The organism is Emcibacteraceae bacterium (genome assembly GCA_041396985.1).
Lineage (GTDB): Bacteria > Pseudomonadota > Alphaproteobacteria > Sphingomonadales > Emcibacteraceae > Pseudemcibacter.
Genome location: JAWKXO010000004.1, coordinates 103316 through 130048 on the forward strand (window position 1 = coordinate 103316; position 26733 = coordinate 130048).

The window sequence follows — 26733 nt, forward strand, 5'->3', positions numbered from 1 at the left end:
CTTTACAAATCGACCGTACGCTTCAGGTCGAAATCGGACAATAGTTATCACCAAATTAAAACACTTTATTTTGTCGTAACCAATCTATACCCGCAGTCAACTTCATGTTTATCAAGCAATTCGCCGTAGCGTTCCGCCCAAGCACCGGATTTTAAATCAGCGTCAAGCTTTTCCAATCCTTTTGAAACATCCCTGAGGACCCAAAATGACGAAATAGCATCACGAACCCGTTTATCGAGATAGGCCGTCGGGCGCCGCCAATAAGCGGCCAGAAACCCATCCGAACAATCATGTGGAATGGGGACCGAAGATATCTCAATCGGACCCAACCAATTCTCAAATTCTTCAAGCCTGGGCATTTGTTTCTCGTCAATTGTGATAAGGTCCGGAAAATAATCGGCAAGCCAGAACCCCCTAAAGGCAGGATCAAAAGTTAAAATACTTATTTTACCTCGCGTTACCCGGCGCATTTCTGAAAGGCCTTTTTGCTGATCTGACCAGTGATGAACGGTCAGAATGGCCATTGAAACATCAAAGGATTTGTCCTTAAAAGGAATATTTTCTGCATAGCCTTGTATAATTCTGGCCTTTGAAGGAGGGCGTTGATTAATCATCTTCATGGAAGGGTCAATTGCTGTAACGTCCTTGTCTGCCGGTTCGTATGAGCCGGTACCGGCCCCGACATTCAGAACTGTTCGGGCATCCCCGAGAGAAGCGTCTATTAACCCCGCAATTCTATATTCAGGATTTCTAAGATTTGAATAATTAAGGCCGATTGTATCGTAAAGAGTGTTCATGCAAAAATCCCCAACCGCTACAGTCTTCAATATCAGAGAATTAATTTCAAGAAAAAATAGTCCAAAAGCAGAAAAACCCTGATGGCCAACTGGCGATCAGGGTTTTTTTGGTGAGCCCGACAGGATTCGAACCTGTGACCTACTGATTAAAAGTCAGTTGCTCTACCAGCTGAGCTACGGGCCCTCATAAATAGGTGTGCGGAACATAAGGCCACTGGACTAATTGGTCAATAGTAATTTATGACTTTTTTCGTTTATTTTACGTTAATTCCTCAATATCGCCCAGTTCCCGCATGGCATGGAATTCATTAACAAATTTATTTAAGGATTTTTTTGAAATAGCGTCGCGTAATCCGGCCATCAGATCCTGATAATAGGTCAGATTATGTTCGGTCATCAGCATCGGCCCCAATATTTCCCCGCTTCTGATCAGATGGGAAATATAGGCCCGGCTATAATGACGACAGGCCGAACATCGACAGTCCGCATCAATGGGGCGCGGATCATCGGTATGGCGGGAATTTTTCATATTTATCGCGCCGCGCCGGGTAAAGGCCTGCCCCGTGCGGCCAGACCGCGATGGCATCACGCAGTCGAACATATCAATCCCGCGCTGGACCGCGCCAACAATATCATCGGGCTTACCCACCCCCATCAGGTAACGGGGTTTATTTTTGGGCATTTCCGGCATGGTAAAATCAAGCACGTCAAACATCACATCCTGCCCTTCCCCAACCGCAAGACCGCCAATGGCATAGCCGTCAAAATCAATATCTTTCAGCACGGTCGCCGAATGATGACGCAGTTTTTCAAACACACCGCCCTGCACAATGCCGAACAGGGCGTTCTGCGCCGCATGGTCCGAGCCGTTATGAAACGCATCATAGGACCGCTTTGCCCAACGCATGGAAAGCAGCATGCTTTCCTCCGTCTGCTTTTCTGTTGCCGGATAAGGCGTACATTCATCAAAAGCCATAACGATATTGGCACCCAGACGCCGCTGAATTTCCATACTGCGCTCGGGGCTCAGCATATGTTTGCTGCCGTCAATATGAGACTGGAAGGACACCCCGTCCTCGCTGATTTTGCGGAGCTTGGCCAGCGACATCACCTGAAAACCGCCGCTATCGGTCAGGATCGGGCCCGGCCAGTTCATAAATTTATGAAGCCCGCCCAGTTTTGCGATCCGCTCAGCCGTTGGCCGCAGCATCAGATGATAGGTATTCCCCAGGATAATATCGGCACCGGTTTCGCGCACTGTTTCCGGTTTCATCGCCTTGACCGTTGCCGCCGTCCCCACCGGCATAAAGGCCGGGGTACGGATTTCGCCGCGCACGGTTTTGATAATGCCGGTACGGGCATTGCCGTCTGTAGCGGTTATTTCCATGGAAAAGCTCATAACTGATCCTCCCGAAAAAGCAGGCTGCTGTCGCCATATGAATAAAAACGGTATTGTTCTTCTATAGCATGGGCATAGGCCGCTTTCATATTGGCAAATCCGGCAAAGGCACTGACCAGCATAAAAAGGGTCGATTTCGGAAGATGGAAATTGGTCATTAAAATATCAACAACGCGGAATTGATAGCCCGGCGTGATAAAAATATCCGTTTCCCCGTCAAAGGCATGGATCATACCCTCAGCGTCCGTTGCCGATTCAAGCAGCCTGAGCGATGTTGTGCCAACCGCGATAACCTTATTCCCGCGGGCATGGGTTTCGTTGATGAGGCCGGCAACTTCGGCACTGACCTGACCATATTCCGCATGCATTTTATGATCATCCGTATCATCCACCTTTACCGGTAAAAAGGTTCCCGCCCCGACATGGAGCGTGACAAAGGCATTGTTAATGCCTTTTTTTTCCAGGTCGGTCAATAATTGTTCCGTAAAATGAAGCCCGGCTGTCGGCGCGGCAACCGCCCCGTCATTTTTGCTATATACGGTCTGGTAATCCTCTTTATCCTGGTCATCAACCGGTCTTTGCGAAGCGATATAGGGCGGCAGTGGCATAACCCCTGCTTCATTTAAGGCAGTCCGCAGATTATCGCCGCTAAAATTAAACTGGATGGTCACTTCGCCCGCATCCCCCTTTTCAAGAACGCAGGCTTCAAGTTTGCCGTTAAAACGGATAACATCGGTCGGTTTTAATTTCTTTGCTGGCTTGGCAAACGCCTTCCATACCCCGCCGGACATATTCATATGCAGGGTGATTTCCATTTTTGCATCACGGCGTGTGCCGGTAAGCCGCGCCGGAATAACCCGGGTATCATTGAATATCATCAAATCCCCGGCATTTAAATACTCAGTAAGGTCGGTTACCTTTCGGTCGGAAAGTTCTTCGCCCTTAACTACAAGCAACCGCGCCCCGTCGCGTGTGGCGGCGGGGCGTAGGGCAATAAGCTCTTTGGGAAGCTCAAAATCGAACTGGTCAACCTTCATAAACTGATTTATGCGTCTGCAGCAACCTGCATTTTCACAATTTTGTCCGGGTTGCCGTTCATGGAAAAATTCATTCCTTCGCCACGTTTTAGCGCATCAACATGCTCCATACCGTCAATCACCTGTCCCCATACGCTATATTGCCCGTCAAGGAAGGTGGCATCACCAAAACAGATGAAAAACTGGCTGTCGGCACTGTCCGGGTCCTGCGCCCGTGCCATTGAACAGGCACCGCGGTGATGGGGTTTATCGGAAAATTCCGCCGGCAGGTTCTGACCCGATCCACCCATACCTGTGCCATCCGGGTCACCGCCCTGCGCCATGAAGCCATCAATCACCCTGTGGAAGGTAAGCCCGTCATAAAAACCCTGTCTTGCCAGTTCCTTAATCCGTTTGACATGTTGTGGGGCAACATCTTCATAAAGTTCAATGGTCACGCGACCGTCTTCAAGATCAAGATAGAGTGTGTTTTCAGCGTCCATAATATTTTCCTTATTCTTTAACGTCTGCAGCAACCTGCATTTTTATAATTTTATCCGGGTCTGCAAAATCCGGACCTTCGCCATATTTAATTTTATCAACATAGCGCATACCCGATACCACCTCGCCCCAGATTGTATATTTCCCATCAAGATGCGGTGAAAAACCAAGGCATATAAAAAACTGGCTGTCAGCACCGTTAATATCATCTGGGCGGGCCATGGAAACCATTCCGCGATAATGGGACATGTCCGAAAATTCGGCATCCAGTTTCTGCCCGGTCCCATCTCCGCTTCCATCAGCCGGTCCACCAGTCTGGGCCATAAATCCTTCAATCACCCGATGAAATGGAGAGCCGTCATAATAACCCTGCCTAGTCAGTTCCTTAATTCTTTTCACATGATTGGGGGCAACATCCGGAAACATTTTAATCACCACCCGACCAAACTCAAGATCCAGATAAAGTGTATTTTCAGGGTCAAGATCTTCTGTCTGCGCCATTGCGGCAACCGGCATACTGAATAAAAAAAGGATGGCCAAAAAAGCCTTTAGGGATGTTTTCATCTTCAAATCCTGTTTTTCTGATTAAATTTTGCCAAGTTTTGTCAGCACATCATTGCGAACTGACTTTGTGACAAACTTGTCTATTTCACCGTCATATATGGCAATTTCCTTCACAAGTCGAGAGGCAATTGCCTGAAGCGACGGATGCGCCATCATGAATACCGTTTCAATATCGGCATTAAGCTGATCATTCATAGCGGTCATCTGGAATTCATATTCAAAATCCGATGCGGCCCGAAGCCCCCTGATGATCACTGTGGCATTTACTTTTTCAGCAAAGCTCATCAACAATGTATCAAATCCGGCAACCTCAACAGTTGCCGCATTTTTTTTATTAAGATGTTCAGTTTCTCTTCGGACAATTTCAATACGCTCTTCCATCGAAAACAGCGTTTTTTTGGACGGATTTGTCGACACACCTACTATCAGGTGATCAACAAGTTTGGTCGCCCGTTCGATAATATCCAGATGACCAAGAGTTATAGGATCAAACGTACCGGGGTAAAGTCCAATTCTTTTCTTTGGTAGCATTTATTTACTCCTCAGACGCCGTTTCCTCATCAGAAGTATCCCCAACGATTTCTTCTGCTTCCTCTTCATCATCGTCTGATTCCATAATCCGGTCAACAGAAACTATCTTTTCCTCATCGCCGACCTTGAACAATGTGACCCCCTGGGTACTGCGTCCGGCAATACGAACATCATGAACCGGGACCCTGATCAAACGTCCCTGATCGGTCACCATCATCAATTGGTCATTTTCCTCAATCGGGAAAGCGGCAACAACATCACCGTTACGTTCCGAGGTTTCAATATTAATAATACCGCTACCGCCCCGCCCGGTAACCCGGTATTCGTATGACGATGTGCGTTTACCATAACCGTTCACCGTAATGCTTAAAATAAATTCTTCCCGTTCTTCAAGTGCGGACAGACGATCTTCATCAATTTCAGCCGGTTTTTCCGGATCTTCTCCACGCCGTTTGGCCGCAGCATATCTGAGATAGGCCAATTTTTCATCCTGATCCATATCCACATGATGGAGTATTGACATGGACACGACCTCGTCCCCCTTGGCGAGTTTAATACCACGCACACCATCGGAATTACGCCCTTTGAACAGACGCACGGCTGTCGCCGGGAAACGAATACATTTTCCACCTTTGGCCGCGATCAGAATGTCATCATCTTCCGTACAGGCAGAAACGCCGATCAGACGATCCCCTTCAGAGAGACGAATGGCAATTTTACCATTTGCACGGACATTTGAAAAATCAGAAAGCAGGTTTCGCCTTATATTCCCTTTCGATGTGGCAAAGACGGCATGGAGCTCACCCCAGCTGTCTTCATCTTCCGGCAGCGGCATAATTGCCGAAATGGTTTCGCCCTGCTCCAGCGGCAGCAGATTAATCAGCGCCTTACCCTTGGAGGTAGGTGAACCCAGCGGCAGTTTCCAGACCTTAAGTTTATAAACCTGACCAAAATCACTGAAGAAAAGGATCGGCACATGGGTGTTGGACACAAACACATTGCTTAAGATATCCTCATCCTTGGTGGTCATGCCACTGCGGCCTTTGCCGCCACGGCGCTGTGCCCGGTAAGTATCAAGCGCCACCCGCTTAATGTAGCCTGTGTTGGTCACCGTCACCACCATATCCTCAACCTGGATCAGGTCCTCGTCCTCAAAACCAAAGGCATCGGCGGTAAATTCGCTGCGACGCGGGGTGGCAAATTCGTCCCGATAGGCGACAAACTCATCCCGCATTATGGAGTAAAGACGCTGACGGCTTCTTAAAATATCAATGAAGTCTTCATTTTTTTCAGAAAGTTCCTTGAGCTCCCCACCAATATCATCGCGACCAAGCGCCGTCAGACGGTGGAGGCGCAGTTCCAGAATAGCCCGAACCTGTTTTTCTGAAAGTTTATATTTCCCATTAACAATCATCCGTCCCGGCTCATTGATAAGTTCAATATAACCGGCAACATCAACCGCATCCCAATCTTCAGCCAGCAATGAATCACGGGCATCCGCCGGATTGGCAGACTGACGGATCATCGCCACAATTTTATCAAGGTTATTAACCGCAATCACAAGACCGACCAAAACATGGGCCCGGTCCCGGGCTTTGCCAAGTCTGAATTTGGTGCGACGGGTAATGACTTCTTCTCTGAAGCGAATGAAATTTTCAATGATATCAAGCAGGGTCAGAACCTGCGGACGGCCACCGCAAAGTGCCAGGACATTGGCACCAAAACTGGTCTGTAGCGGGGTATAACGGAAAAGCTGGTTAAGAACCACATCGGCAACCGCATCACGTTTCACTTCAACCACCACACGAACACCGTCACGGTCACTTTCATCGCGGATATCGGCGATCCCTTCAATTCTTTTACTGCGGACACAATCCGCAATATTTTCGATCATCCGGGATTTATTAACCTGATAAGGCACTTCGGTAATGATAATGGCCTCACGACCCTGTTTAAACTCCTCTACATGAGTGCGTCCACGCATGACGATGGACCCACGCCCTGTCATTTCCGCTGAACGGGCCCCTGCTCCACCCATAATCAGGCCACCGGTCGGAAAATCGGGGCCCGGGACAATGTCAACCAGTTCCTCAACCGTTATTTCCGGATTATCAATATAGGCACAGCAGGCATCAAGCACTTCCCCCAGATTATGGGGCGGAATATTGGTTGCCATACCCACCGCAATACCGCCAGCGCCATTAACCAGAAGGTTCGGAAAACGCGCCGGAAGAACTGTCGGTTCATGCTCACTTTCATCATAGTTTGCCTGAAACACCACCGTATCCTGATCAATATCCTCCAGCAGGCCGCTGGCGGTCTTGGCCATCCGTGCCTCGGTATAACGCATGGCCGCCGGCGGATCACCATCCATCGAGCCAAAGTTACCCTGCCCGTCAATCAGCGGCAGTCTTAAGGAAAAATCCTGTGCCATCCGCACCATGGCATCATAAATGGCACTGTCACCATGAGGATGGTATTTACCCATAACATCCCCGACCACACGGGCCGATTTACGGTATGGTTTTGTCCAGTCATAGTTATTTTCATACATGGAATAGAGAATACGGCGATGAACAGGCTTTAGCCCGTCGCGCACATCCGGCAGCGCCCTTGATACGATCACGCTCATCGCATAATCAAGGTAGGAAGTTTTCATTTCCTCTTCAATGGTGATATTGGAGATGTTTTTGTCCGGATTTTCGGAGACGGTATTATCGGTCAAATTTTTGCCCTTTTGGATTACTTATTCTTTTAAATTTGCCGCATAATTTCTACTCTGAAAAATGCGGCAAACCTGACCCCCGTTTATACAAAATATATCCCCCTATAGCAAGCCGCTGGACCATATTTATAGCCTTTTTAAGCAATTATTTTTCTGACAGAAAGTTGTCTTATTTTTCCCAATAAAATCAATAAGTTATAGTGATTATAAATATTAGATTTTCAGCAATAAAAATAAGCCCGCAACCTTAACCGGAAAACTGATACAATATTATCCCGGAAAATATAAAAATTCTTCAAAATGACTTGAATTTTAGCTGGCAAAAAGGGCCGATGCCTTCTGTAACGCAATTGTAAGCCCGATCAGAAACGGAATACCCACAGCGAGCCAGGCAAGAACCCCTAATAAACCAAACTCCCCTCTTGCCGCAGTTTCAGCATGGGAGGCTATATTATCCTCGTGTGACTGCGCCCGCTCATGTGCAAGTTCATCATCGCTCATAGTGACATCGTCTTTTACCGGGCGCACCAACAGGTTACAGATCAGCCCGACCAGCAAAAGCCCCGCCATCATATAAAGCGTTCGGTCATAGACAAGATTGGCGGCCATGCCGCTTTTCAGCTGTGCTTCCCGCACCGCCGCAATCAGTAACGGTCCGGCAATCCCCGCCACCGACCAGGCGGTCAGGAGCCGTCCATGGATTGCCCCGACCATCTGGGTGCCAAAAATATCAGCCAGATAGGCAGGCACCGTGGCAAAGCCGCCACCATAAAGGGTCAGGATAATACAGATGGCAATAACGAATAATCCCGCCAGGCCCATATGGCCAAGGGTCGGCAGACTGCAGTATAGCAGGATACCAAGAATGAAAAACACGCTGTAAGTATTGGTTCGCCCCAGTTTATCGGAAAGCGAGGCCCAGAATAACCGCCCGATACTGTTGAAAAGGCTGATCAGCCCCACCAGCCCGCCGGCAGCGGCAGCAATCATTGCTATTTGTTCCGCTGTTGGCGACGCATCCCCCGCAAGTCCCAGCAGTCTTGCACCAAAGACTTCCTGAAACATTGGGCTGGCCATGGATATAACCGCTATCCCCGCCGTTACATTTAGGCATAACACGGCCCAGATCAGCCAGAATTGCGGTGTTTTCCATGCCCGATCAAGATGGACATGGCGTGATGTAATTTTATTATTCACTGTCGCATTTTCCGGCGGTGTCCAACCCGTAGGCTGCCAGTTGGTCGGCGGCACCCGAAAGCCAAAGGCCCCGGCCGACATCACCAGAAAATAAAGGGCCCCCATGATGATAAGTGTCGTTGCCACCCCAAGGGTACCATCCGCTTCAAAATGCGCCATCAGCGCCACCGCCAGCGGAGCGCCAATCATAGCCCCGCCGCCATAACCCATAATGGCAAAGCCCGTGGCCATACCGCGACGGTCAGGAAACCATTTAATCAAAGTCGAAACCGGTGATATATAACCAAGCCCCTGCCCGATCCCGCCAAGCACCCCGCAGCCAAGATAAACCAACCATAATTGATGCATAAAGACACCGATACCACCTATCATCAGCCCGCCGCCCCAACAAAGCGCGGCGATGAAGCCTGCTTTTCTGGGTCCGGCATGTTCTAGCCATGCGCCCCAGATTGCCGCGGAAATACCGAGCATGGCAATGAAGGTTTCAAAAATATGGGTTACCTGTGAGACAGTCCAGTTGCAGTTTGTGGTGGTCAGGGCAGTGAAAAAACCGATATCACGGCATGCCGCCATATCCGGATAATCTATTTGCATACTCATCGGCAGCCAGAAGACCGAAAAACCGTATGCCATACCGATACAAAGGTGAATGGCCAACGCCGCCGGTGGCACCAGCCAGCGATTAAAATTGGGCCCGGCAATAATATGCTGTCTTTCCAATGAACTCATAGCCATCTTTGATTTCCCCTTCATTTCTTCCCTGATTTTTATCAGTCTATAACTGCCAAAAGATTTAGTCCAGACTGGAATAAAGACCTTTCCAAATAGCAGATATTGAGAATTCCAGTAAATAAGGATAAAATTACAAAGTGAAAAAAGGCACTCTATAAAAAGAGCAATAAATTAAAAAGGATAGGAATATTTTTTGTGTCGAACTCAAGTAAGTCAGATCAAAAAAAATATATCAATAACAATGAGTTAAAGGTAATATCTTCACTTAAAAAATTTTATCAGGAAAGCAAAAATACAGTTTTAAACAATGCGGCACAAGGCTGGTTTTTTACCGCTAGTATGGACAGACACTATATAGAGAATAACAAGTCCGCAGGGAAAAGGAAATTGCCGCCAACAGAATTAAAAATCAATCATGTAAAAAAAATAAAAAATTCTGCCCCTGTTCGAAATGCTGCTCATACTATTGATTTTTTAAATGAAGAAACGGATAACGTCCTGAAATATAATAAGTTAATAGATCTTATTACTAATTCTGATCCAAATTTAATTATGGATAGCTTTGTTGATAAGACGGAAGCGGACATATCAGCAGCACAGGATATCTGCTTTTCAGCCGACGCGCTCAATATTGTAATTATAGGTGGCGGAATTACGGGCTTATTTTTGGCTTCTAATCTTAAAAATACACTTGGAAAAAAAGCTAATATTCTTGTCCTTGATAATCGTTCAGATTCTGAACATTTCAGAAAGGTCTTTGACCGGGAATGGGTAACCCATATTCATGCTGAACTTGTACAGAAATATACACCACCAAATATCTGGCATTTGCTTGAATGTTTTGGTTTGGGTGATTTGGCGGGACTACCAATAAATATGATGGAAGCTCTGTTCATGCTTTCGTGCAAAGAATTAGGCGTTCAATTTTATTTTTCGCCGGAACCGGATTATTCCAAACTTAACCATCCGGCAATTTCTCTGTTTTTTGATGCTACGGGGGGACGATTAACAGGATGTGAATACGGCATATCAACCCCGCTGGAATTTAACCTTAAACTGCCTAACAAACCAATGGACTATAGCTTTGCCGGCGTAAAACAGCTTTTTAATAAGCCAGGGACTATGCCAGATTTTATCGACACCACTTTAAGAGCATCTGGTCCCTTTCATAGTCCATATTTGGACCAAACAAGAATTCTGACACATCTGTTTAAAATTACCGGAATACCTCAAAGCCTTTTTAATGAAGTTCTGGACTTTATTCTTCCGATAAACAGTAAAAACACTTTTTATATCTGGAATGGTGTTCTGATAGAGGAACTCAATCACGGTCTGGTGCTTATCAATATTTCTATAGAAGAATACGAAAACCTATCATCAATAATAGATCAGCCAATCAGCTTAACATCGTTCAGGGAAGATAACGCCAATTCCTTAAATGTCCTGAATGATAATATTAATTCATTGATTGATAAACTTATAGATTTGGACGAAAACAACACCATAAAAATCAATCCGCCCTTTCGTTATGCACCCTATATAAATCTGAATGGGGAACTGGGCACTTTTCAAGGAAAACAGATATTCCCTGTGGGAGACAGCTATTTTTGCGGTCATCCTAAAGTTGGTAACGGATTATGGACACATCTAGGATTTATCAATCATATTGTGCAGGAAATTCAAACCAGCCTTAATTCATGAATATTCAACAAACCTCAATCAAATCCGCCTCTATTACTTCAAATAAATTTTGCGTATTTGCGTTAAAAACAGCATTCGGCGCACCGGCCGCCGCCCATACATTTTCATATGTAAAAAGCGCAATATCAAAATAAGTTTTTATCGGTATAAGATGCCCAATCGGGGCTACGCCGCCAATGGCAAAACCGGTTTCCGATCTTATACGGTTTGGATCCGCACGCTTCAGTTTTTCGCCTATTTTATGCGAAACCTTTTCCAGATCAACTTCATGCCTTCCACTAACAAGTAGCAGGACAAGATCACAGGTCGTCTCTCCCTCAAAAATGAGTGACTTGATAATCTGTCCCACTTCACAGCCACAGGCGGTCGCTGCTTCCTTTGCTGTTCTTGTACTTTCCGGCATTCGTTTGACCCTGATATTTAGACCAAGATCCGCTGCTGCCTGCTCCACCCGTTTTATACTTTTTGACATTTTAAGGACCCATTTATTTTTGAAAGCCGTCATAATGCAGATAAAAAAAACGACAGCAAATTAAAATAATCCGTTTTCAGGTGCATTAATTTTTTTGCCATGTATATTTCAAGAAATTCTAAGTACAGGCATATCAGCTATAGGGATTATTAAAAAGGTTTTAAAAATATGGAATTGTTTTTTGATCCGGCAATCTGGGCAGCATTTGTAACCTTAACATTGCTGGAAATTGTGTTGGGGATTGATAATCTGATCCTTATCTCCATTCTGACAGATAAGCTTCCTGAACATCAAAAACCACTGGCCAGAAAACTCGGTCTCGGGGCGGCATTGCTGACAAGGCTGTTATTGCTTTCTCTGGTCTTTTGGATGGCCCATCTTGAAAAAACACTTTTTATCGCTTTTGACCATGAAATTTCATGGCGGGATATTATGCTGATGATCGGCGGACTTTTTCTGCTGGCAAAAGGCACACTGGAAATCCACGATAAAATAGAAGGGGAAAATCAGGCCGAAACCACCAATTCCAAACAGGCTGCATTCATGGCGGTAATCGTGCAGATTTCCATTATGGATATTGTATTTTCCTTTGATTCCGTCATGACCGCTATCGGGATTGCTGACCATCTTCCTGTCATGATTGCTGCCATTCTGATTTCCGTTGCCATTATGGTTCTGGCCGTTGATCAGGTCAGCCGGTTTATCAATAATCATCCGACCGTAAAAGTTCTCGCACTGAGCTACATGCTCCTGATTGGTTTTGCTTTAATTGGTGAAGGGTTGGAAATGCAAATCCCCAAAGGGTATCTTTATTTTGCCATGGCATTTTCATCATTTGTTGAAGCTATCAATATGGCGGTGCGAAAACGATTGTAGCCCAAAAGCAGATTACGAAACATCCAGTGCTCTTTTTAGCGCCGATCAGGAGATAATAAAAAGCATCCCCTTCAAAGCCATTTGTCGCATCAAATGGTTATTTGATCGAATTCAGGTTGTTATATCAAAGAATAATAAGCTTACTGACACCGGAAAAGAACAAATTCCGGAAGGGCGAAGCACATGACATCACTGATCACTCGAAAAATAAATCTTTCAGAACAGCCATTAATATTATTTTTGTCCATGGCAATTTTATTGCTTTTTGGTCAGTGGGCACAAGCGGATGATCTGGATGATTTTATAAAAGCTCAGATGATCGAGCGAAAAATACCGGGCTTGCAGCTGGCTGTTGTCAGGGATAATGAAATAGTGAAAACGGCAAATTACGGCATTGCCAATCTACAGGACAATGTTCCGGTCACCGATAATACCGTTTTTACCATAAATTCCATTACCAAAGCCTTTGTCGGTGTGGCTGTCATGCAATTGGTTGAACAGGGAAAAATTGATCTGGACGCTTACCCTCTTGACTATATAACGGATATCCCCGAAGCGTGGAATATTGTAACAATCAGACAGCTTCTGACCCATACATCGGGCCTTCCGGATATTATGTCAAATGATGCAAAACTGATTTCCGATCAGGGTGACGGCGCCGCATGGGACCTTGTAAAACAATTACCAATGGATTTTAAACCCAACACACAATTCAGATATAATCAGACAAATTATCTGCTGCTTGGAAAAATCATCGAACAGGTAAGCGGTGTAACTTTTCAGGACTTTATCCGGAAAAACCAGTTAGCCAAAGTGGGCATGCCCCGGACAATTGAATCCGGCTTTGCCCATATGGAAATGGTCATTCCCGCCCAGGCCCGCGGATACACATACTATAAAACCGGCAATTTGACCAATGTGTATGAGGAATTTCCCCCTTACCTACGTACTGCCGCGGGGATGAGCTCAAACGCTGCAGAAATGGCAAAATGGCTGATTGCCCTTCAAAGCGGTCAATTGCTCGAAAGCAATAGCCTGACCACCCTCTGGACACCGGCCATGCTGGATAACGGCAAAACCGGCGGTTTTAACAGATTTCTGAACGGTTATGCATTGGGCTGGCCTGTTGTCCTGAGAGCAGAGCATCCCGCCGCTGCGCCAGCCGGTGGTGACCGCGCTTTTGTGATTTTGTATCCGGAAGATAAACTGTCGGTCGTTATTCTGACTAATCTTATGGGGGCCGGTCCTGATCAGTTTGCTGATGAGGTGGCCGGATATTTCCTGCCTACATTAAGTATTAATAATGGATTTGGCCTGTCAAAAGAACTTAATGAATTCAGATTAAACCTGGAGAGTGAAGGGTATGATCAAGCCATACCGCTTGCTCAGAATATGAACTACATTTCCTTTGTTGAAAGCGAAATGAACAACTGGGGCTATAGACTGCTAAACAATTTAAGAAAAGAGGATGCATTGGAAATATTTAAACTTAATGTCTTTCTCTTTCCTGACCACGCGAACACCTATGACAGTCTGGCCGACGCCTATAGCCGGCTTGGGCAGATTGATGAAGCCATACGCAATTACAACAAGGTTCTTGAGCTGGAGCCAAACAATCGAAATGCCAGATATCAGTTGGAAAGGCTTCGGTAATTCTTACTTTCAGTTAATTTATAAATGGTTAGGCGCTGTTTCGTTTTTTATCTTTTAGCCGATTTGACAAATTCATTTTGTCTGAACCTGAATGTTGACCAGTCCTCATCAATCGCCACCATCCGGACAGTACTATAGCCCGCATTCATCATAGCGTCCCAGCCATGATCGCGGGTAAGTTCCGACTTATATCGTTTTGATGTTTTTTTTATGGTAAACGAACCAGATAACGGCATCCTTGACCGCTTTCCCAGATATTATTTTTGAAAGGGCGTCAATTTCTTCCTTCCTGATCACAAAACAAAGTGAAAACCGGATTTGACCCGCCTCTCTCTCGTCTCTGATAACAGAAATTTCCTTGGGTAATTTTCTGATTTCCCCGTCAAAACTGTCCGGCGCATTCAGAACAAGAATTTCCCTTTGATCCTTAAGGTTCAGTTTTTAAAACTATTCATTTCAAATTCGCCATGGATAGTTTTGAAGGTTTTTATAATAGCCAATGCTTTTATTCAAATTATAGCGATATTGATTATACTGGATGAATAGGTCAACTGTAGTGAGAAATCACTTGCATTGTGTAATAAATTAAGTTGTGTTAATGTCTTAGTAAATTAATTAAGTGAAATAATTAAAGTTTTTATTGGGGGTTTCCGATGCATATCACAAATAAAATTATAATTAGTATTTTAATGCTATTTCTCTCTCAATCATTTGTTTTTGCAGATGAGAATACAATTGATGACTTAATTAAAATTGTGAAGAAAGGAGATTATCAAGAAAAATTATCTGCTGCAAAACAGCTTGAAATGTTGGGTTCTCAGGTTAAAGGAAAGGAAAAAGAGCTTTCAAATCAATTTAAAAATATTGAATCTCCTGAGTTGGCTGTTCAGATTTTATCCACTTTAATTTCAATGGAAGCGGATGATAAGGGCGTTTATAAAACTTTTAGCAATTATTTAAAATATAAAGAAAACAAACGTGAAGAAAAATTAAAAGCTGAAAGTTACTTAAGGGAAATATCAAATATAAATAAGATTTCACCGTCGCTAATTGAGTTTGTTAAATCTTATCGTGATGATAAAAAAAGAGATCAAATTCTCCTCTATGAGGTGTTAGCATCATTATTAGAAAGAGAACCAAAATATATAGATCAAATAGTTTCAGAAATTTCTACAAATCCAGAAGAATCAATCAGAACATTAACTGAGCTAAAGGGTGGTGTTGCCCAATATCTTCCTCAGGTAATGGCTAAGATAAATGAAAAACCAATTGCGGTTATGGATTTTGTAAGGAAGCATGGCGATCTTAATAATAGTGTCCTGATTGAGTATGCGATAAAAAGAGCAAAGGAAACTCCTGCAACAAAGAGATTGGGATTATCAATAATATATTTGGGTCCATATTATTATCACTATGAATGGTTGGATGCCATAGAAGCCCTGACTGAAATGTCAAAAAATAATGATAGCGCTCGTGAAACTTTAATAGAACTATTATCAACAGATTGGTGGTATATTATTCTGGAAGCTATAGTCAGAAATGATGACAATGATCCAAAGCTCGCTGCTTCAGTAAAAGAACATCTACTCAAAAGATTGCCTGAAATAGTAACAAAAGATATTGAGCTTAGTACGATAAAATATAATCCTGTTAATGACCATGTTACAACACAACCCTATATTTTTAATGGATATCGTGCATGTTATACGCTTAGCAAGCTTGGTTTAAAGGGCGAAGAGGAATTAAACATTATTAAGAACACCATTGTAAACTCACCTAGTGAATTTACTGTTGGCGGGTGTTTATTGGCATTGATGAATTGGGACGGTGATAGTAGGAGCAACATTCAGTTTCTTGAAAATTATCTTACTATTGATTGGGAAAAAGAATTTAAAGAGTCGAAAGATTATATGGGTAGACCAAAATTAGCTAATAATTTTAGGTATGATATTTTGCAGATGAGGCAAGATTTTAATACGAGTGTAATTCCATATAATGCTGCTGCAGTAATAATGAGCATAGACCCAACTAATCAGAAAGCTACTGACGTAATTCATAAATATCTTGATGAAAGTATCCCATTAATTAAACAAATACATTATCGATTTTTAAAAAGAATGTCATATCAAAGTTACTATTATGATAAAGAGGGTTTTTATGCGTATCAAGTTGAGTTCTCACCAATTGAAATTTTGAGTAATAAATACGATGTGGGAGGAACAGAGTGGAATATGCTGGTTCTGGAAGCATTAAGCTCAGAAAATGAATATCAAAATCTAAATGCCGCCCATTTATTGCTAGATAAAAAACCACCTCTTATATCAATGGAAATAAAAACAAAGTTACTGGAGAAGATTTCCGAGAAACCTACGGACCCGAAGATAGCTGTCTATATAGAAGTATTGCGTGAACATTTTCCAAACGATGAAGATATAAAGAAATTGGTCTATACAAGGTATAGCCATTATTGGAATTTGCTATATAGAAATATATTATGATCCATTGACTTAACGGTCATTCATGAACAACTTTTTCTTATGGTTTGTGCGGAGTTATCGGTTCTAAAAACTTTAATTAGAACTACCTTGACTGTCCGATTTGGGTCGAATGCTGGCATTCATTATATTTATCAATTTTTTTGATTGTTATAATTTATCTTGAAGCCAATATAAAACTTTAATTTGGGCCGAGGAATTTGTTTTGATTGCTGAGTTAATAGATTTATTAGTAGTGGGTATTATATACCTAATCGGATTTTTAATCGTATTAGGACCAATATATTTAGCTCTTAAAATTTCCAATAAGTATACCAGAAAATATCTCGACTTGGACGATCCGTTTAAGAAAAATCGTAATCCCAAAAATGTAATAGTATTTGTTGTAGTTGTTTTCCTAATCGTTTTGATACTAAATTTTTTACCCAATATGAGTAATTCAGCCACTAAGGATGCCTACTTGGACGCAGGGAGGGGCATGGAATTACGAAATGGAAGATTGCAAATACCTGTAGTGGTCACCTACTTATATTCATTGTCCGCTTTGGGTCGGAAGTGGCCATCCAGCCAATCGCTGCCCAGAACCGTATCATATTAAATCCTCAATGAGGGACGTCTATCTTTCACTAACTTTGTCGCTAGGATCTTTATTTCTATAAAGGTCTAACGAGTATTAATATAGAGCATTAATTCAAGTAGCACGCGCTCTGTTCTTACCGCTGCCATATTTAATGATCAGGGCGCAAGCGGCAACAATAATGGTTGCCATGACTATAAATCCTGCGTTTAAAACGCCATTTGTGCCAAATGAAATAATACCATAACCGATTGATCCGGTAAAAAGAGCATAATAGATAAAAATTGGCAGTGTTTTTCTGATCACTTCGCCTTCTCGCCCCACCAACCCAACGACAGCAGATGCAGCAACCACATTATGCACACAAATGACATTACCGGCAGCGCCGCCGACGGCTTGCAAGGCAACAATCCATGTGGGGTCGGCGGCAATTCGTTCTCCAACACCAAACTGGAATAGGGAAAACATCATATTGCTTACAGTATTACTTCCGGCAACGAATGCACCAATTCCACCAATGAATGTGGAAAAGAACGGCCATGCTGATCCGGCAACAGCGGCGACACCCTCGGCAAGGACGATAGGCATCTGTTCATAACCAGCCGCACCACCATCAGAATTTAAGAAAACCTGCACCATAGGAACAGTAAAAACCAACGCTGCGCCGGCTGAAAGAATTGTTCGTGCAGATGTTTTCCAGGCGTGGACATATGATCTAAAATCCATGCCGTGAATAAAATAAGTAATTATTGAAACCGTAACAAAAAGGGCCGCTGGTGTATAAAAAGGCTGGATCGATTGTCCAAGCCCGGTGCCAAATATATTACTAATTGTAAAGGTCAGAAACTCACCACGCAACATTGATGAAAATGGAAGTTGCGGCAATCGGGTGAGTATCAATAATGCAGCGACAATCATGTAGGGTAGCCATGCTCTGGTCATGCTCATGGGTTTGCTTTTTGTTGCTGTTTCTTTTATCTCAAACCCTCCGATCCAATGGGGATTCCAGTTTTCCTTGTCGTCAAACTGCCAAATTTCATTATCCTTCGGCATCAGAAACCCTGACTTGGCGGCATATACAACAATCGCGAGGCCAATCAAACCACCAAAAAGAGAGGGGAACTCTGGCCCTAAAAATAGAGCAACAAGTAAATACGGAACCGTCATCGCAAACGCTGAAAATAAGGCAAATTTCCAAATTTTAAGCCCTTCGACAAAAGACCGGTTTTTACCAAAGAAATAAGTCATCGATGAAACAAGAAACAGTGGAATAAAGGTTCCGGCCGCTGCGTGCAGGATCGCAACTTTCGCAGCAATGAAAGAAATAAAATCAAGCCATTCGAGACCAAGAGACTGTGAATAGGCGAGCACTTCCGGGTCTCCATAAAGACCAGTGCTAATCCCTGTTAACATTGGTGTGCCAAGAGCGCCAAATGAGACAGGAGTACTTTGAATGATCATTCCGGCAACAACCGCAGCCATTGCAGGAAACCCAAGGCCGACCATAAGCGGCACAACAACCGCAGCCGGCGTTCCAAAGCCTGCCGATCCTTCGATGAATGATCCAAACAACCACGCGATAATGATCACCTGGATGCGTCTATCCGGGGTAATGTCTGAAAAACCCCTGCGGATCGTTTGAATGGCACCACTTTCCTGCAATGTATTCAAAAGCAGGATTGCACCAAATATAATATAAATTAGCTCTAACGCGTCAACCAGTCCGTTAAATGATGCCGCCATAACCTTTACAAATGGCACCTGCCACACTGCGAGCGCCAGTCCCAATGCTACCAAATAAGAAATTGGCATAGCACGACTGGCGGGCCAGCGTAACATTACCAAAAATACGGCGACAGAAAAAATTGGCAATAAAGATATTATCGCAAGCATACCTGTGTACACGATACTTTCCCTCCCTAAATCCTAATTTTACTGCACCTTTATTTTGAGCTCACAGTGTCAGTTATGACATACTACATGCGAATTATCCTTTCGTCCAGATCGTCAGATTTAACATGCTTTTATGGCTGAATTAAATTGTTAGAAGTCGCCCAGATGGCCGACAACTGCCGAAAGTGATAACTAGTCTGTTTAGCTGCTTCTGACCCTAAGCGGACAGTGATTATAAGTAAATTTTGCAAGTATTGAAACTGGATTTTATAAGCTATATTAATCTCCTAAAAACTTAATTAATTTGTTAAGATGAGCGCTGCTAACGTAAAAAGGGGAATAAGAATGAAAAGAATTTCTAAAGCAAACGCACTTTGGTTCCTTGGAGCATTGGTGCTACCTTACTTGTCTTTGTATGTAGCGCACTTTTTGTTATCCCTTATCTGGGAAAGTACCAAAGACATGCCTCGTATATTCTTATTGCCTGTTGATATGGTTCCTTATTTTCTTTTAATTGGCGTATTATTATATTGCTTTTCAGAAATTCATTTTAGTACTTGGTGGTCAAAAGTCCTTGTTATCTCGTCCTTACTTATCAATTTATGCACAATTGGCCCAGTAATTTTACTTATAGTGGTATGCGATGTATGGAATGACTGCTTTTAAAATTCCGTGAACGTTAAGAAGTCACTTCATGAACGTCGCATTGGGTCGGAAGCAGTCACTCGCAAATGAATTAAAATCAAATAATTTAATTAGATGGAGTAACCACTTGTATTTTTTGTTCAGTGGCTTCATCAATTACAACAACTTCGTATAAATGCCACCTTTCAAATTTCTTGTATGCAAAAACATATGCTTCAGCATTACCTTTTGGTCCAGAAATTGAGTACTGTAAGCTAGCTTCACCAGTAGGTCCGCTTGTTGAAACTGAACCAGTAACAAAGAAACCTGCATCTATTGGTGTTCCAATTAATTCAATAACATTTGAATTTTCTTGTATTTTAGCAAGTGATAGATCGAAAGCCTCGCCTTTGAGGGCCCCGGAAATTCCAACAAAAAACAATGGGAAAACAACAACAAAAATTATTAATGCTGCATTTCGCCATTTCTTTTGAACAGTCTTAAAGTGTTCAAAATCTCTCCATGTTCTATTTTGCCACGCCCATTCGTTACCTTTTGCCCCCAAAATAAAAATCATAATTAAATTAACAAATGGGATAAACATAAGAAGTGCAATGTAGGTACTATTACCAATACCCCATACCCAGTTTAAACAAAAAGCTCCCCAGTTCCAGTCCTTAAGTTCCGGTGGCAAAATAGATTTTTTCCCCAATCCAGATACATAATTTACCTCTTGTGTCATTCTTCCCCCTCCAAATTCAAAATGCTAATAATAGTCGAATACTTTAGTCAACTATTAAGATACTTCAATATCTGCTTTGGGCAGATTGCAGTCTTATATATTATCAAAAAAGCCCCGCAGTGCGGGGCTTTTCATTAGAATTTAAAACGGGATTTCGTCGTCAAAATCGGAACCGCCACCGGTGTCCTGATTAAAACCGCCGGAGGAGCCACCGCCGTAATCACCGCCGCCGTAGCCGCCGCCATCGCCGCCTTCGCCGCGGCCGTCAAGCATGGTCAACTCGCCGTTAAAGCGTTGCAGCACCACTTCGGTGGTGTATTTTTCAACGCCCTGCTGATCGGTCCATTTGCGGGTCTGGAGCGACCCTTCAACATAAACTTTCGAGCCTTTTTTAAGGTAGTTTTCAGCAACTTTACAAAGATGCTCGTTAAAGATCACCACCCGGTGCCATTCGGTGCGTTCGCGCCTCTCGCCGGTGGCCCGGTCTTTCCATGTGTCGGAGGTGGCGACGCTCAGCTGCACGATTGGTGAGCCGTCCTGTGTGTGGCGGATTTCAGGGTCACGGCCCAGATTTCCGATTAAAATTACTTTGTTAACGCTCCCCGCCATAATCATATTTCCTTATCTTAAATTCGAATCCAGTTGCCCTTACAATAGCCACTCACTCCTATGATTGCAACCAAGAACAAAATAAGAACTTTACTTATTTTTCGAATCCCTTAAATTGCACATATATTGGTCTAAAAGGGTGCATTCAATGCTGACTGAAATTTCCGTTCGCGGGGCAAGGGAACATAATCTTAAATCGGTGAATGTGGATATTCCGCGTGATAAGCTTGTGGTGATTACCGGGCTTAGTGGCTCTGGCAAATCATCACTGGCGTTTGACACGATTTATGCCGAAGGGCAGCGCCGCTATGTGGAAAGCTTAAGCGCCTATGCCCGCCAGTTTCTTGAAATGATGCAAAAGCCCGACGCCGATCATATTGAGGGGCTGTCCCCCGCCATTTCGATTGAACAGAAAACAACGTCCCGAAACCCCCGTTCAACCGTCGGCACCGTTACCGAAGTTTATGATTATATGCGGCTGCTTTATGCGCGGATCGGTATCCCCTATTCCCCGGCAACGGGCCTACCCATCACCAGCCAGACCATCAGCCAGATGGTTGATAAAATCATGGAAATGCCGGAAGGGACAAGGCTTTTCCTGCTGGCGCCGATTGTCCGGGGTCGCAAGGGCGAATATAGAAAAGAATTCATGGACCTGCTTAAAGCCGGTTATCAGCGGGTCAAGGTTGACGGCGAATATTATGAAATTGAGGACGTCCCCGACTTAAATAAAAAAATAAAGCATGATATTGAAGTGGTGGTGGACCGCGTCGTGGTCAGGCCAGACCTTGAAACCCGGCTTGCCGACAGTCTTGAAACCGCCCTTAACCTGTCGGACGGGCTGGTTGTCGCCGAAGTGGCGAATGACACAGCCGAACGGACATTATTTTCCGCCAAATTTGCCTGTCCCGTATCGGGCTTTACCATCGAGGAAATTGAACCAAGGCTATTTTCATTCAATAATCCCTTTGGTGCCTGCCCGGTTTGTGACGGCCTGGGCCAGAAGCTTTATTTTGATCCGGACCTTGTGGTGCCGGATAGAAAACTGTCGCTTGATAAGGGGGCACTGGCACCGTGGGGGAAATCAAATTCACCCTATTATGCCCAGACCCTTGAAAGCATTGCCCGTCATTATGGGTTCAAGACATCAACCCCGTTTGAAAATCTGCCGGAAAAGGTTCAAGATGTACTGCTCCACGGCAGCGGTGATGAGGAAATTGAAATCACCTATAACAGTGACAATATCAAAAGTTATGTGGTTAAAAAAAGCTTTGAAGGCGTGATCGGCAATATTCAGCGGCGCTGGCGCGAAACCGACAGTTCAATGATGCGTGATGAGCTTGCCCGTTATCAAAGTGCCACGACTTGCGATGCCTGCGATGGTCACCGGCTTAGACCCGAAGCCCTGGCCGTTAAAATTGACGGCAAGCATATCAGCGAAATTACCGAACTTTCCGTACGTAAATCCTATGAATGGTTTGATGGCTTAAGCGCCAAGCTGACAGATAAGGAAAATGAAATCGCCTACCGGGTGCTCAAGGAAATAACCGAACGGCTTGGATTTTTAAACAATGTCGGTCTTGAATATCTTAACCTGTCGCGAAAATCAGGCACCCTTTCCGGCGGGGAAAGCCAGCGTATCCGCCTCGCCAGTCAGATCGGCTCCGGTCTGACCGGGGTGCTTTACGTGCTAGATGAACCGTCAATCGGCCTTCATCAGCGGGATAATGGCCGACTTCTTAAAATGCTTTGTAATCTGCGTGATATGGGCAACACCGTTTTGGTGGTCGAACATGACGAAGAAGCTATTCTCACCGCCGATCATGTGATTGACATGGGCCCCGGTGCCGGTGTCCATGGTGGTGAAGTGGTGGCACAGGGTACGGCAGCCGAAATTATGAAAAATAAAAAAAGCCTGACCGGTCAGTATTTAAGTGGCGCCCTAAAAATTGCGGTGCCGGACGAGCGGCGCAAAGGGCATTATGCCGGTAAAAAGCGAAAAGAAATTGTGATAACAGGGGCCAGCGGCAATAATTTAAGGAATGTCACGGCAAAATTCCCGCTTGGGGTCATGACCTGTATCACCGGAGTATCGGGCAGCGGTAAATCAACCCTGACAATTGATACGCTCTATAAAGCGGTTGCCCGCAAACTGAACCACAGCCGTGTCATTCCGGGCAAGCATGAAGATATCACCGGGCTCGAATATATTGATAAAATTGTTGAAATTGACCAGTCGCCGATCGGTCGCACACCGCGGTCAAACCCGGCGACCTATACCGGCGCCTTTACCCCGATCCGTGACTGGTTTGCCGGTCTGCCGGAGGCCAAGGCCCGCGGCTATAAACCGGGTCGTTTCAGCTTTAACGTCAAGGGTGGCCGCTGCGAAGCCTGCCAGGGGGATGGGCTTATAAAAATTGAAATGCATTTCCTGCCTGATGTTTATGTGAAATGCGATGTCTGCAAGGGAAAACGCTATAACCGTGAAACCCTGGAAATTAAATTTAAAGGGAAATCAATTTCCGACATTCTGGATATGACCGTGGAAGACGGCGTTGAATTTTTCGCGGCCATTCCAAGCGTTCGGGACAAAATTAAAATGATGCAGAAAGTCGGCCTTGATTATATCACTATCGGACAGGCCGCCACCACCCTATCCGGCGGTGAAGCCCAGCGGGTCAAACTGTCAAAGGAGCTTTCCAAACGCTCAACCGGACGCACACTTTATATTCTGGATGAACCGACAACCGGCCTTCATTTCGAGGATATCAAAAAACTGCTGGAGGTGATCCAGGCACTGGTGGATATGGGCAATACGGTCATCATCATTGAACATAACCTTGATGTCATCAAAACCGCGGACTGGATTATCGATATCGGCCCCGAAGGCGGTAGCGGCGGCGGCATGATTATCGCCGAAGGAACACCCGAGGACGTCGCCAAGGCGAAGGGCAGTTTTACCGGAGAATATCTGGCAAAAATACTTTAAATTAGAACGCTCTTAAATGTGTCATTTTGGCGCATTTTATGGTTAATTTTTGGTGTACGCGCGGATAATTTTCATAATATATTGCACTATTTTGAACTATTTTTTGCCAAAAAATGACAAATTAACCTATTGATTTTAAATGACTTTAAAGCACTACAGTCCGATTTTCCAAAAATTCTCATAAAATTTTTAATTTTGTTAACCTTTTGTTAACCTTTTCGTCCTATATTGAAATCATTACAGATGCCCAAACATAACTGTAATACCATAATACTCAACTTACTCCATTTTGATGCGCCTGCTTGCCCAAGCAGGCGTTATCATTTTTAGGCCCTTTTTTCTTTTTGATATTGATCAGAAAAATGCTATCAGCATCAAAACTAAATTCGGGCAGACTTTATGACAATTTCCCCTGTACATATCATTGGCGGCGGCATGGCCGGAACGGAAGCGGCCTGGCAACTGCTCAAAGCGGGCATTTCCGTCATCCTGCATGAAATGCGCGGGGTAAAGGGCACCAATGCTCACCAGACAGACGGCCTTGCCGAGCTGGTCTGCTCAAACAGTTTTCGGTCAGACGATCCTGAAAATAACGCGGTCGGGCTGTTGCACGAAGAAATGCGCCGAATGGGCAGCCTGATGATGGAAGCGGCAGAAAAGACAAAAGTCCCCGCCGGAAGCGCCCTTGCTGTTGATCGGGATCTGTTCAGCCAGTATGTACAGGAAAAATTACTGGCAAGTCCGCTTTTTACGCTTGTACGTGGTGAAGTCGATACCATCCCGCCCGAAGACTGGGGCAGCGTGATTATTGCCACCGGTCCCCTCACCTCTGACGCACTGGCTAAGGCCATTCTGGATATTACCGGGGTTGATGAGCTACAGTTTTTTGATGCGATTGCGCCGATCATTTATAAGGACACGATCGATTTCAGCAAAGCCTGGTTCCAAAGCCGATATGATAAGGGTGATGGCGCGGATTATATCAACCTGCCGATGTCAAAAGACCAATATTATCAGTTCATTGAGGATATAACAGACGCCGAAAAATCAGACTATAAGGAATGGGAACAGGATATTCCGTTCTTTGAAGGCTGTATGCCGATCGAGGTTATGGCCGAACGCGGCCCTGAAACCCTTTCCTTCGGTCCGATGAAGCCGGTCGGCCTTAAAAACCCACATAGTGATGAAAGGCCCTATGCCGTTGTTCAGCTCCGTCAGGATAATAAACTGGGCACGCTTTATAATATGGTCGGCTTTCAAACCAAGCTTAAGTATAAGTTCCAAAAGGAAATTTTCAGAAAAATTCCCGGACTGGAAAAGGCCGAATTTGCCCGACTTGGCGGACTTCATCGAAACACTTTTATCAACAGCCCCAAACTGCTTGATGATCAGCTCAGGCTTAAATCCATGCCGCGTCTACGCTTCGCCGGGCAAATCACCGGCGTTGAGGGATATGTGGAAAGTGGTGCTATGGGGCTGATGGCAGGGTTTTTCCTGGCAGCGGAACAGCTTGGTAAACGTGTAAATTCCCCACCGATTGTCACCGCCTTTGGCGCCCTGATTAATCATATTACCGGCGGTCATATCGAAGGGGCCGGAACCGCCAAAACATTTCAGCCGATGAATGTTAATTTCGGTATTATGCCACCGCTGGACTATAAAAAAATTGACGGTCAGAAAATAAAGCGAAAGGACCGCAAACCCCATAAATCAAAAAGGGCGCTTGAAGCCCTTGATCACTGGTTAAACAACCCCGAACAGGGCACTGAAAAATAAACGGCACTGACGTGGAAACATGCTCGCCTTTTCATTCAGCTTAAAGGGGTCATACCCGGCACGGCGGATCATATTAAGATAACTGCGGCTTAAGGCGGACAGCAAAAATAATGGCCTCACATCCTTATTGATGCTTTTTTTATCTTTTGCAATCTGATTTAGATAGTTTGTTGCTGACTGATGAAGGCCCTGGATCAGCCGTTTAATATTTTCATTTCCCTCCAACGCCATCAGATCACTTTTTCTGACCTCAAACTGATGCATAATATCCTGTGGCAGCGATAATTTTCCCTGCGCCAGCTGAAATCTGAGTGCTCGGATCGTCCCGATCAGCCCCCACACCATCCCAAGATCATAACAAAGCGATAAGGTATGCTCATCCTGCTCACCGCAAATCTGACCTGCGAGTTTCATTAAATTACCCGATGTTGCCCCCAGATATTTTTCAAAATCGGCAATTGTATTGGGGTTTTCATCATAAATATCGGCTGACCGGGCATCAATTATACTGATAAAACTGTCTGCGGACAGGCCATGCCTATGAAAAGCATCGGATAGTGGCAACACCACTTCGTGATTGCGTGGGTTGCCCGCGACAATTCCTTCAATCGCTTCCCGCCACCACTGAAGCCTGATTTCACCCAGCATTGGTTCGCTCACCGCTTCCCTGATTTTTGCCACTTCATGATTAAAGCTATAAAGGGCAAAAAGATCTTCCCGTATGTCCGCCTTGGCAAATAATGTGATCAGAAAACGGTCATAATCATATTTTTTGACCTGTTTTGCACAATATGTTTCTAATTCTGACATGGGCCCTAAATGACTGAAATTAAGTAAAGTTACAAGAGTCTTTTTGACGCAAGG

Annotated in this window: 20 protein-coding genes and 1 tRNA gene; 6 read left to right on the forward strand and 15 right to left on the reverse strand. The window is 44.4% G+C overall.

Annotated elements, in window-relative coordinates:
* Positions 1–65: 65 nt before the first annotated feature.
* From R3D86_11475 to R3D86_11515, 9 genes are all read right to left on the reverse strand, one after another.
* On the reverse strand, positions 66–797 hold the full coding sequence (locus R3D86_11475) for a class I SAM-dependent methyltransferase (GenBank protein MEZ5758831.1): 732 nt from the start codon (positions 795–797) through the stop codon (positions 66–68).
* A 108-nt stretch (positions 798–905) separates the two neighbouring features.
* Positions 906–981, reverse strand: a tRNA-Lys gene (locus tag R3D86_11480).
* Between the two features lie 75 nt (positions 982–1056).
* Entirely contained in the window at positions 1057–2196 is a 1140-nt protein-coding gene (gene tgt, locus R3D86_11485) for a tRNA guanosine(34) transglycosylase Tgt (protein ID MEZ5758832.1), read from the reverse strand.
* Positions 2193–3233 (reverse strand): tRNA preQ1(34) S-adenosylmethionine ribosyltransferase-isomerase QueA, encoded by a 1041-nt coding sequence (gene queA / locus R3D86_11490; protein ID MEZ5758833.1) that lies wholly within the window; start codon positions 3231–3233, stop codon positions 2193–2195. The genes tgt and queA overlap by 4 nt, the downstream gene beginning before the upstream one ends.
* An 8-nt stretch (positions 3234–3241) precedes the next feature.
* Positions 3242–3715, reverse strand: coding sequence for a peptidylprolyl isomerase (locus tag R3D86_11495; protein ID MEZ5758834.1), 474 nt, complete (start codon positions 3713–3715; stop codon positions 3242–3244).
* Positions 3716–3725: 10 nt separating this feature from the next.
* Positions 3726–4277, reverse strand: a complete 552-nt coding sequence (locus R3D86_11500) for a peptidylprolyl isomerase (GenBank protein MEZ5758835.1) — start codon at positions 4275–4277, stop codon at positions 3726–3728.
* A 21-nt stretch (positions 4278–4298) separates the two neighbouring features.
* Positions 4299–4808: a pantetheine-phosphate adenylyltransferase gene (gene coaD / locus R3D86_11505; protein MEZ5758836.1), complete on the reverse strand. Its 510-nt coding sequence runs from the start codon at positions 4806–4808 to the stop codon at positions 4299–4301.
* Between the two features lie 4 nt (positions 4809–4812).
* The gene (gene gyrA / locus R3D86_11510) at positions 4813–7533 is read right to left on the reverse strand and encodes a DNA gyrase subunit A (protein MEZ5758837.1); all 2721 of its coding nucleotides are present in this window, start codon (positions 7531–7533) and stop codon (positions 4813–4815) included.
* A 312-nt stretch (positions 7534–7845) separates the two neighbouring features.
* Positions 7846–9465 carry an OFA family MFS transporter gene (locus tag R3D86_11515; GenBank protein ID MEZ5758838.1) on the reverse strand — a complete coding sequence of 540 codons (1620 nt, stop codon included), beginning with the start codon at positions 9463–9465 and terminating at the stop codon, positions 7846–7848.
* 192 nt (positions 9466–9657) lie between these two features.
* Between R3D86_11515 and R3D86_11520 the strand changes: the two genes are divergently transcribed.
* Positions 9658–11163 carry a hypothetical protein gene (locus R3D86_11520; GenBank protein ID MEZ5758839.1) on the forward strand — a complete coding sequence of 502 codons (1506 nt, stop codon included), beginning with the start codon at positions 9658–9660 and terminating at the stop codon, positions 11161–11163.
* 4 nt (positions 11164–11167) lie between these two features.
* On the opposite strand, the gene R3D86_11525 is transcribed toward R3D86_11520, so the two are convergent.
* Positions 11168–11635: a YbaK/EbsC family protein gene (locus tag R3D86_11525; GenBank protein ID MEZ5758840.1), complete on the reverse strand. Its 468-nt coding sequence runs from the start codon at positions 11633–11635 to the stop codon at positions 11168–11170.
* 168 nt (positions 11636–11803) lie between these two features.
* Between R3D86_11525 and R3D86_11530 the strand changes: the two genes are divergently transcribed.
* Both R3D86_11530 and R3D86_11535 read left to right on the forward strand, forming a co-directional pair.
* Positions 11804–12511 (forward strand): TerC family protein, encoded by a 708-nt coding sequence (locus R3D86_11530; protein MEZ5758841.1) that lies wholly within the window; start codon positions 11804–11806, stop codon positions 12509–12511.
* Between the two features lie 183 nt (positions 12512–12694).
* On the forward strand, positions 12695–14164 hold the full coding sequence (locus R3D86_11535; protein MEZ5758842.1) for a serine hydrolase: 1470 nt from the start codon (positions 12695–12697) through the stop codon (positions 14162–14164).
* Positions 14165–14211: 47 nt separating this feature from the next.
* On the opposite strand, the gene R3D86_11540 is transcribed toward R3D86_11535, so the two are convergent.
* Entirely contained in the window at positions 14212–14400 is a 189-nt protein-coding gene (locus R3D86_11540) for a hypothetical protein (protein MEZ5758843.1), read from the reverse strand.
* Positions 14401–14817: 417 nt separating this feature from the next.
* Between R3D86_11540 and R3D86_11545 the strand changes: the two genes are divergently transcribed.
* Positions 14818–16662, forward strand: coding sequence for a hypothetical protein (locus R3D86_11545; GenBank protein MEZ5758844.1), 1845 nt, complete (start codon positions 14818–14820; stop codon positions 16660–16662).
* A 688-nt stretch (positions 16663–17350) separates the two neighbouring features.
* On the opposite strand, the gene R3D86_11550 is transcribed toward R3D86_11545, so the two are convergent.
* From R3D86_11550 to ssb, 3 genes are all read right to left on the reverse strand, one after another.
* A complete protein-coding gene (locus R3D86_11550) occupies positions 17351–19141 on the reverse strand; it encodes an L-lactate permease (GenBank protein ID MEZ5758845.1) in 1791 nt (596 codons plus the stop codon).
* A 739-nt stretch (positions 19142–19880) separates the two neighbouring features.
* Complete coding sequence (locus R3D86_11555) at positions 19881–20495, reverse strand: cytochrome c oxidase assembly factor Coa1 family protein (GenBank protein MEZ5758846.1); 615 nt, start codon at positions 20493–20495, stop codon at positions 19881–19883.
* Positions 20496–20636: 141 nt separating this feature from the next.
* On the reverse strand, positions 20637–21104 hold the full coding sequence (ssb, locus tag R3D86_11560; GenBank protein ID MEZ5758847.1) for a single-stranded DNA-binding protein: 468 nt from the start codon (positions 21102–21104) through the stop codon (positions 20637–20639).
* Positions 21105–21252: 148 nt separating this feature from the next.
* Between ssb and uvrA the strand changes: the two genes are divergently transcribed.
* Positions 21253–24093, forward strand: a complete 2841-nt coding sequence (gene uvrA, locus R3D86_11565) for an excinuclease ABC subunit UvrA (GenBank protein ID MEZ5758848.1) — start codon at positions 21253–21255, stop codon at positions 24091–24093.
* 399 nt (positions 24094–24492) lie between these two features.
* On the forward strand, positions 24493–25869 hold the full coding sequence (gene trmFO / locus R3D86_11570) for a methylenetetrahydrofolate--tRNA-(uracil(54)-C(5))-methyltransferase (FADH(2)-oxidizing) TrmFO (protein ID MEZ5758849.1): 1377 nt from the start codon (positions 24493–24495) through the stop codon (positions 25867–25869).
* On the opposite strand, the gene R3D86_11575 is transcribed toward trmFO, so the two are convergent.
* On the reverse strand, positions 25837–26679 hold the full coding sequence (locus R3D86_11575) for a phytoene/squalene synthase family protein (GenBank protein MEZ5758850.1): 843 nt from the start codon (positions 26677–26679) through the stop codon (positions 25837–25839). The genes trmFO and R3D86_11575 overlap by 33 nt on opposite strands.
* Positions 26680–26733 lie beyond the last annotated feature (54 nt).